Origin of the sequence: Mesorhizobium sp. M7A.F.Ca.MR.148.00.0.0 (assembly GCF_003997735.1) — a bacterium.
In the GTDB taxonomy this organism is placed as follows: Bacteria; Pseudomonadota; Alphaproteobacteria; order Rhizobiales; family Rhizobiaceae; genus Mesorhizobium.
Genome location: NZ_RZTB01000172.1, coordinates 1 through 7,551 on the forward strand (window position 1 = coordinate 1; position 7,551 = coordinate 7,551).

The 7,551-nt window shown below is 57.5% G+C and carries 10 protein-coding genes; 1 reads left to right on the forward strand and 9 read right to left on the reverse strand.

Annotated features, from left to right (window positions below):
* Window positions 1-332: 332 nt before the first annotated feature.
* From EOB49_RS31490 to EOB49_RS31525, 7 genes are all read right to left on the reverse strand, one after another.
* The gene (locus EOB49_RS31490; protein ID WP_127383269.1) at window positions 333-1,301 is read right to left on the reverse strand and encodes an NAD(P)/FAD-dependent oxidoreductase; all 969 of its coding nucleotides are present in this window, start codon (window positions 1,299-1,301) and stop codon (window positions 333-335) included.
* A gap of 85 nt (window positions 1,302-1,386) precedes the next feature.
* Entirely contained in the window at window positions 1,387-1,671 is a 285-nt protein-coding gene (locus EOB49_RS31495; protein WP_127318130.1) for a hypothetical protein, read from the reverse strand.
* 298 nt (window positions 1,672-1,969) lie between these two features.
* On the reverse strand, window positions 1,970-2,203 hold the full coding sequence (locus tag EOB49_RS31500; RefSeq protein WP_127383270.1) for a hypothetical protein: 234 nt from the start codon (window positions 2,201-2,203) through the stop codon (window positions 1,970-1,972).
* Between the two features lie 256 nt (window positions 2,204-2,459).
* Window positions 2,460-2,681: a hypothetical protein gene (locus EOB49_RS31505; protein ID WP_127266467.1), complete on the reverse strand. Its 222-nt coding sequence runs from the start codon at window positions 2,679-2,681 to the stop codon at window positions 2,460-2,462.
* A gap of 9 nt (window positions 2,682-2,690) precedes the next feature.
* Window positions 2,691-2,891 (reverse strand): hypothetical protein, encoded by a 201-nt coding sequence (locus EOB49_RS31510; RefSeq protein WP_127318134.1) that lies wholly within the window; start codon window positions 2,889-2,891, stop codon window positions 2,691-2,693.
* 723 nt (window positions 2,892-3,614) lie between these two features.
* Window positions 3,615-4,106, reverse strand: a complete 492-nt coding sequence (locus tag EOB49_RS38170) for a hypothetical protein (RefSeq protein WP_245463550.1) — start codon at window positions 4,104-4,106, stop codon at window positions 3,615-3,617.
* Window positions 4,107-4,195: 89 nt separating this feature from the next.
* On the reverse strand, window positions 4,196-4,441 hold the full coding sequence (locus tag EOB49_RS31525; RefSeq protein WP_127331622.1) for a hypothetical protein: 246 nt from the start codon (window positions 4,439-4,441) through the stop codon (window positions 4,196-4,198).
* Window positions 4,442-5,163: 722 nt separating this feature from the next.
* On the opposite strand from EOB49_RS31525, the gene EOB49_RS31535 reads away from it, so the two are divergent.
* The gene (locus EOB49_RS31535; protein ID WP_127318140.1) at window positions 5,164-5,673 is read left to right on the forward strand and encodes a DUF892 family protein; all 510 of its coding nucleotides are present in this window, start codon (window positions 5,164-5,166) and stop codon (window positions 5,671-5,673) included.
* A 245-nt stretch (window positions 5,674-5,918) separates the two neighbouring features.
* Here the strand turns inward: EOB49_RS31535 and EOB49_RS31540 are convergent, their stop codons facing one another.
* Both EOB49_RS31540 and EOB49_RS31545 read right to left on the reverse strand, forming a co-directional pair.
* Entirely contained in the window at window positions 5,919-6,764 is an 846-nt protein-coding gene (locus tag EOB49_RS31540) for an SIR2 family protein (RefSeq protein ID WP_127318142.1), read from the reverse strand.
* Between the two features lie 41 nt (window positions 6,765-6,805).
* The gene (locus EOB49_RS31545; protein ID WP_127318144.1) at window positions 6,806-7,114 is read right to left on the reverse strand and encodes a hypothetical protein; all 309 of its coding nucleotides are present in this window, start codon (window positions 7,112-7,114) and stop codon (window positions 6,806-6,808) included.
* Between the last annotated feature and the right edge of the window lie 437 nt (window positions 7,115-7,551).

Consider the following 7,551-nt stretch of genomic DNA (forward strand, 5'->3'; position numbering starts at 1 on the left):
TTAAAGTTGAGAAATGGCAGTTATGATCTTGGACAGAAAGAATGGCTTGGCGAGCCGAGTTGCTACAGCCACGAAAGCCCGCCCCGGACAAAGCCGAGACGGGCCGAAGCTGCTTCGACAGCCTCAAGGCCCAGACAATGAGGGAGGATTGTAGGCCTGCAGCCAAACCTCGTACCGCAGTGAATGTTCCGCGGCTGTAAACTGTCGCTGGGAGTATCATGATCTTTCGGGGATCGACATTCTCGGCCAGTTACGGCAACTCCTTGTCGGCCGGGTCGAGACGTTGATACGCGCCATCAAGGCAGCCAAGAGCTCGATCAGCCGCGTGATCTTCATGTCCGTTGAGAAGGCTGATCTGCAAATCCAGTCCGCTCGGCGCTCTCAAGCTCTCTATGGGCATGCGACGCGGCAATGGCAGCCTGTCCAAAAGCGACGGCTATTTGGTTCAACGCTTTGACAACGTCACCAATGGCGTACATGCCTTGGATGGAAGTCTGCTGATGCTCGTCGACTGTGACATAGCCCTCTTCACAACATCTTGCGCCTACCGCCTCGGCGAGTTGAGAACGTACCTTGCACCCCAGTGCCAGATAAATGGCATCGAAGCGGGATGACGTCCCATCTTTTAAAATCGCCTCGCAACCGTCTGCTGTCGGGCAGAGCGTATCGAGAGCGTCACCGATGACTATGCCTCTTGCCCTCGCCGCACCACGAGTGCTGGGCGAAAAGTCGGATGCGTCGCTCCCAAGCATCGTTATGAGCGGTGTAAACCGACTGAGGAAAATGGCCTCTTTAAAGGCTCTCTCGTCGTGCCCGACGACCGCAATCTTCTGGTCGATCGCCTCATACCCGTCGCATACGGGGCAGAGTCGAACGACACCTGCGGCAATTGCCTCGCGTAGACGCGGAATGACAGGTGTCGTATCGATGATCCCTGTCGCCACAAACACCTTGCGTGTCCGGATTGCGCCGATCGAGGTCTCAGCGACGAACCCCCGATAGGCAGCGGCGAGGGAATGGACCTGCCCTCCAACCAGAGTGGCTCCATACAAGGTGGCGTGACGTCGAAGGCGATCCAGAATATCGGCTCCACTTATCCCTTCGGGAAAGCCAGGACAGTTATGGCTCGTTGGGATCAAGGCGGCACGAGGATCGCCGGCATCGATCACCAGCACGCGATGGCGAAAACGGGCGAGATATTGAGCGGCGGTCAATCCCGCCGGCCCGCCTCCGACGATCAGAACATCTTCGGTCTCGGCGGTCGGTCGGCTGACGTGGCTGTCGTGCATGGTGCGGCGCATCACCGGCGAACGATTTGGTTCGTGAAATGTTCAAAGGGCGGTCTTCGGGACATCTGCTCGATGGCAACAGCGTAGAAACCAGGCTTCAACCCGATCGCAAGACGCCAGGCTCCTCTGTTTCCTTGAGCTCTTCCGTATCCTTGGGCGCGGCGACCAGATCGTGGAATCCGAGAGTAGCGACGAGATAGCCTGCCTCATCATAAACCTTCGTCACCCAACTGGTCGGGTCCACGCCATCGACAATTCCGTCGAGCATGGCCTCCTTGGCAGTGCGCTTCGCCTCTCTGACAGCCTCATCTCGATCAGCCATATCGGCAAAGATTGCAGGCTGCGACATGCCCTCGATAAACTCGAAGCGAAATTTCGGCATTAGCCGCTCCAGTCATTGTGCCAGCGGATCAAACATTTCTGGCAGGTTTGACCTCAACGCGGCGGTGTCGAAAAGGATGCAGCGGGTGTGCGCGTGACCATCAAACCTCAGGCAGCGTTGCTGCCTCCCATCTCCCACTCGTGCTACTTTGCCAGCACGCTACGCTCGCAGCTCTGACGATGGCGAGGTGGCGGAGATGCAGAAGTCTCCGCGAGATCGTGCGGCATCGTACGCTGAAGACGCTCGCAAGTCGCCGTTGAACGCCGCGCCGTGGATCGTGGACTGACGGTAAGAAGGACTAGCCGACCGCCAAGACCGGCCTCTTTCGCAGCCGCGCCCGCATGATGACAAGCAGAACCGTTTCATCTTTCATGCCACTCTGGAATAATTTTATAAGCTCGGCAGCAATCTGCTCGGCGTTGTAAGAGATCAGTTGAATCTCTGCTTCCTCGCAAAGCCTCTTGAGGACCGATTCCAGCAATCTCAACCCTTCAGGATAGATAGGTTGATCACTGGCGGTGTCGTAGGTCATGTACGCCCCTTTGACTCGACTTAAATCAAGGCCGCAGATGCTGGGCGGCAAGCCCATGCATGACTCGTTTCTGGGAAGAGGTCATTAACCTATGCAAGTTCGAACATGGCGCCGGATTCACGAACTGCAGGGGGGATGAACCAACAAAGGGCAGCATGTGCACGGATCGAGCTGGAGCCAGTCGTGAAAGCCCCTGCGCCAGGCCTGTTAAGTCCGGACGGTGTTCCTGCATGGTGCTGTAGGCGAGCGAGAGAGCCTAAAAGAATTCAATCACCTTACGGCTCCTCTTTTTGAGAGCCGGGATGGGTTTGCGATGCATTCGCGGCTGCGCCGGCGGTGACTTCACCGGATGCTGTGCAAGCCTTGCTTGTCTCAGCCGCGCCGTCTTCTCGGCGCGTTCGGCTCGTTCAGCGTCCAGCATCTCTTGGCTGATACGTTTGGCGCGGTCGTATCTTTCCTTGTCGTGATTGCGAGTCACGGACACCTCCTAGCCAGCAACAAAAATCCTGCGAACCTTTTTGGTGACACGCGGCTTGCGTTGGCTGGGACCGGGCGTGATGGCTTGTGCGAGGCGAGCCTCCTTCAACCGCGCCGTCTTGGCGGCGCGCTCAGCACGTTCCTTGTCGATAATGAGTGCTGCAGCTAATGTGGTATTCTCGTTGCGACCGTCATGATTGATCCGCGGCATCTCAGTGCCTCGCCCCGATTCTTGTCGCCCGTAGTGCCATTTTGCACCTGCGTCCCGCCCTAAACTGGTCTATCGCCGCTTTGAGTGAGGTTTCGGTTGCATGTTCCGGTTTCTCGCCCGGCTGGTGGTTGTCGTTGGCAGCTTGTGTAATGGCCATCTTGGTTCTCCTAGGGGGCCGAACTTCGATATGACACAAGTGTTCCAAGGCAACTCGCAAGCTGCAGGGCTATTTTCGATGTAGGGGCATGCGCGGATGCTCAGGCGCGTGATCGGAGCATCGTGTTGGAGGGCCGTAGCTGGAACTATGAGAGCGCAGATAGCGTGGTCGCCTGAACATGAACGGCGGCCTTCCCCCCTCTCGCAAAAAGCTGTCAGCGCGATATTGTTACCGGGAGCAAAGAAGCCTGGTGTCGACGAGAACTTTTCTCGCGACGAGATCGTTCAGACTTTGCTGCAGCACAGGGCCCCCGCAAGCGCATCAGCTCGGTATTGTAGGGAATTCGGGCGTTAGGGCCGTTGAACCGCTACGGGTGTGTCAGTAGCAAACTTACAGACAGCCGCAGGTCCAAACGAGCAGCACCGTTCCAAGCGCATACGGGACCAGAAGCAAACCTATCGTCACCCAGAAAGCTGGCTCTGCCAAGGCGGCCATGTCCTTGCGAAACTGCTCCATAGGGCTACCCCGGCAACTTCGACAAACGAATAGAGCTAATCTGGTAAGGCCTACGGCCCGCTTTTGGCATCTTCGACCTCCAGCGCATCCATGAGGGCTGCCACGTCGGTGGGTTCGCCATCGGCGTCACCATGCACGCCAGTTCGGGCGTTCTTTAGAGCTTGCTCGATCGCATCTTCAATGTTTCCGAGCTCGTCCTCACGCACCTCGCGACCATAACCGGCCGCTTCGGCATCCTGCTCGAATTGCTGGACCAGCACGGCGAAGCTCACTTCCTCTTTGCCAGCAAGAGTGCCGACATTCTCCTGCAGCCAGGTTTCAAAAAACTCTTTGGTCGCGTTCATCGGATCACTCCTTCGCCGGATTAAGCGCGGCGGCGATCCGAAGTTCCGCAATGCCGTCACTTTCCCAATCAGCAAGGGGATATGCTCATGGTGGGCTTGGCTGATAATCCCGAAAATTCGCCTGCGCGGTGCTGGCTCCGTACCGGGAGCAAGGCCGCCGGATGAGTTCACGCCCACCGAGCGCTCGTCGATCCGCATGCTCCCATCTTCGATCGGTCTGCATGGAACTATTGCCCGCTCCGTTGCCCAAGGCTGCCCCGGCGGTGGTTGTTCGCCTTCCCGCTATTCTATCCCGACATTCCGGATTGTATCACCTCATCGGCCGACAACCGGTCAGACATCGCTGCACTGTTGGTCTGGTCCATCCCGAACTGAGCGACCTGAATCATCATAGCCTTGGCCTTTGCAATGAGTTGGTCGTCAGGAAGGGTATGCCCGGCCTGCAGGGTGACTGTAATACACTCGCCTCCCTCTCCGCGGAATTCCACGATCGGAGCCTGGTCTCGGCTGACGACAATTCCCATCATCTGCATAAGAACCTCCTTCGACTGCAGTGGGCAGCCGAAACTCAACCCAGCTCGGCCGTCTAATCCTTGACATAAGCCCCAGGCTGACGACCGCCTCTGGGCGCCTTGGCGTCTTTCGAATGCTCGGCCATCGCAGGGCCTGCTCCGGAGACTTTCTCTGCGGCCGGTGACGGTGTCGCCGGCTTAGACGAGGTCCTGCCGCCCGATTTTTCGGGGCGTGGTGATATGCCAGCTGAAGAATTGTCTGAAGAAGTCATGGCTCGTTTCCTTAGCTGCGAAACTTCCTTACCAACCTCCGAAATGCCCTGACGTTCCATTGCGATCCCTTCGTGAGATAAGATCTCCGCAGGTGAACATGCCTCGTCCCTGGACGCGCATCAGGTAGGGGTTGATTTCGCAAGCGAACGGTAAAATGCGAAGCCGCTCCGGCGAGATACAGCTTAGCCCTACATGGCAGCGCGGGCATCAGAATACGAGCCGACGCGAAACAGAGGTCCATCCGTCGCCGAACCCGCGACAGGCAGCAGGTTCGGTCATTCTGCAGAAATGCGTTTGCCAGCTTGGACACAGCGGCAGTGCGCGTACCGCGCTATTCTCTCCTGGTGCCGAGAGCCTGATTGCAGCGCCGACTGGGAAAAGCCTGCGACACAGGCTGACTCCGCAGGTCAAACTATGAGGAACAATATCTCCCTTTGAAAGTTCTGGCCGACCCATGAAGGAGATATGAAATGTCAGAATCGCGCGAATGGCTTGTCCAATGGCTCAGGGATGCTCACGCCATGGAAGAGCAGGCCGAGACCATGTTGAATGGGCAGTTGAACCGAATTGAGAACTATCCTGAGCTCAGCGAACGGATTCGCCAGCACGTCCAGGAGACCAGGCAGCAGGCTGCTCGGCTGGAAACCTGTCTCGACCGCATCGGACAAGGATCTTCCACACTCAAGGATGCCGGCGGCAAGCTGACGGCAATGGCGCAGTCGCTCAGCGGTGTCTTCGCCGGTGACGAAGTGATGAAAGGATCGCTTGCAAGCTACACGTTCGAGCACATGGAAATCGCCTCCTACACAATCCTCATCGCCGCTGCCAAATCGCTGGGTGAAGCAGAGGTCGCCCAGGTCTGCGAAGAGAACCTGCGTGAGGAAGTCGCAATGGCGGACTGGTTGAAAAGCCATATTCCAACGACAACCGAGCAGTTCCTGGCGCGGGCCGACTCGGAGAGTGAAAACGCCAAGCGTTGATCAGCCGGTAGCGTATCGCTAAACAAGCTCGCCCCTTGCGCCGAAGCTCGGCGCAAGGCGCATCGAGGTTGAGCCGTTACCGCTGAAAGGCACTTCAAAGTAGGCAGTGCGTGAGTAAGTTTCCGATTAGCTCTCCGTGCCGCGATAGTATCCTTGACGCCAATTGAACTTGAAATTCCGGACGGAATTCTCTGCCATGTGCCGCTCCTTGAGAGCCCGCCGAACTGCCCATCATACGGATGTTGCTATCGCCCACTTTTTGGCGACAGTTCCCCATCCCCAACCATCTCCGCCAGCCGGCTGAGGAAGTCCACCAAAGCAGCTTGCGGCTCGTCGATTTCGCCGACCACGACCGAAATGCCCCAACGTCCAAGCACGGCCTCCTCCACAGGGTTTCGGCTGGTCATGAAGATGAACGAGGGCGGGCGATCTTTCTCATAGCCGGACCGATGCCACGTCTGCCAGAGACGGTGCAGCAACAACCGAATGTTTGGGTCGGAAAGGCTATAGCCAATGAAGAGGATCGTGCTGCCGAGCGCATCCGAGCGAAAACGCACGTCCAGCGGAGAATTGAAGGAGAGACGATCGAGGTAGTCCGTTTCGGTGAGGACGAGGGACGAATCCTCGTCGAAATCACCATGGAACTTGACGATGTGGGTAATGCCTTGGCGGGCCTGCGCCACATCGCGTGCATTGGCCACTTTCACGTAGTCCCGACCGTATATCTCATAAGCCAGTTCCAGATTCCGATCATAGTTAGTTGTGTAGATGACAGGGAAGTCGAGCCTCACGATGAGACGATGCAACTCGGAATTCTCGATCCGGTCCTTGGGGACGGACCAGTTTCTGTCCATCCAACTGCGAAGTGGCCCGATGCTGCCATGCTTGATGCGATAGTACTCGGCCAGGGTTTGAAAACGATCGCGTCGCGTGGAAAATTCGTCGTCGACGCCGAGCTCCTTTGCCATTCGCTCTATCAGCTTCTCCCAGGAGGGTAATCCAACGCTGATCGAAACCCCTGCCCCAACAAACAGAATTGCGCTGCGATGCCGAATTGCGTTGGCGAGCGAATCTACAGGGTCATCGTTCATCACGTCTTTCGAGGCCACCCGCGCAGGTCGACCTTCCTCCCTCACATCTGGTCGTTATTAGGCTCCTTGGTGATCCCCACCTGCCTGGCCAGCTCGGAAAACGGTGGCACACTCGCTTCGAACTGCTTGGTGTTAGCCAGCCGCAAAAGCCGCAAAGGGAAACACACTGCGTCGCGGTTAGCCGGCGACATATCCTCGAAGAGGCGCTCATCAACCGTGAACGAGGCTTCCGCGTTTTTCAACGCCGTGTCGATATCATCGACCGAGAGAAGGCCTCTGCGGACCAAGGCGTTATTGACGGCCGCGACCGCCATAAGCAAACCTTCCAATTGCAGGTTGGCGACGTTCATGGGCCATTGTCCTTCATACCATTGGGAACCCGTCGATAGATAATCCTGCTCCGGAGGCCTTGTGCCGTGCCGGTGATGGAGTTGCCGGCTTGCTAGAGCGTTTCGGCTGCGCGGCGGCGCCGGGATTGGCATCTGGTGGCGCCATGGCTTGGATCTCCGCTGGGCTGCTGGACAACTCTCCACATGCCTCGAGGTTCCGGATCGCCATGGCAACCTTGCAAAGGCAGAGGCAAGGCTTCTCGCTGTCCTACTACCGTGGGGCGCACGAGGTGATCGCGGGAACAACCCGGCACCGTGATGGTTCGGTGGCATCAAAGGTGATAGAGAACGATGGGTAAAAAGCTTAAACAGCACACAGAAGCCACAGATCGTGAAAAGGCGGTCGAAGCTCTCTACTTTGCGCGCAAGTGCGGCCTCACCAAGGAAGAGGCACTCAA

What these genes read in the sequence shown, in the direction of transcription:
- EOB49_RS31540 (WP_127318142.1), bottom strand. Translation starts at nt 6,764, where the DNA reads ATGAACGATGACCCTGTAGATTCGCTCGCCAACGCAATTCGGCATCGC.
- EOB49_RS38170 (WP_245463550.1), bottom strand. Translation starts at nt 4,106, where the DNA reads ATGCGGATCGACGAGCGCTCGGTGGGCGTGAACTCATCCGGCGGCCTT.
- EOB49_RS31545 (WP_127318144.1), bottom strand. Translation starts at nt 7,114, where the DNA reads ATGAACGTCGCCAACCTGCAATTGGAAGGTTTGCTTATGGCGGTCGCG.
- EOB49_RS31500 (WP_127383270.1), bottom strand. Translation starts at nt 2,203, where the DNA reads ATGACCTACGACACCGCCAGTGATCAACCTATCTATCCTGAAGGGTTG.
- EOB49_RS31490 (WP_127383269.1), bottom strand. Translation starts at nt 1,301, where the DNA reads ATGCGCCGCACCATGCACGACAGCCACGTCAGCCGACCGACCGCCGAG.
- EOB49_RS31510 (WP_127318134.1), bottom strand. Translation starts at nt 2,891, where the DNA reads ATGCCGCGGATCAATCATGACGGTCGCAACGAGAATACCACATTAGCT.
- EOB49_RS31535 (WP_127318140.1), top strand. Translation starts at nt 5,164, where the DNA reads ATGTCAGAATCGCGCGAATGGCTTGTCCAATGGCTCAGGGATGCTCAC.
- EOB49_RS31495 (WP_127318130.1), bottom strand. Translation starts at nt 1,671, where the DNA reads ATGCCGAAATTTCGCTTCGAGTTTATCGAGGGCATGTCGCAGCCTGCA.
- EOB49_RS31525 (WP_127331622.1), bottom strand. Translation starts at nt 4,441, where the DNA reads ATGCAGATGATGGGAATTGTCGTCAGCCGAGACCAGGCTCCGATCGTG.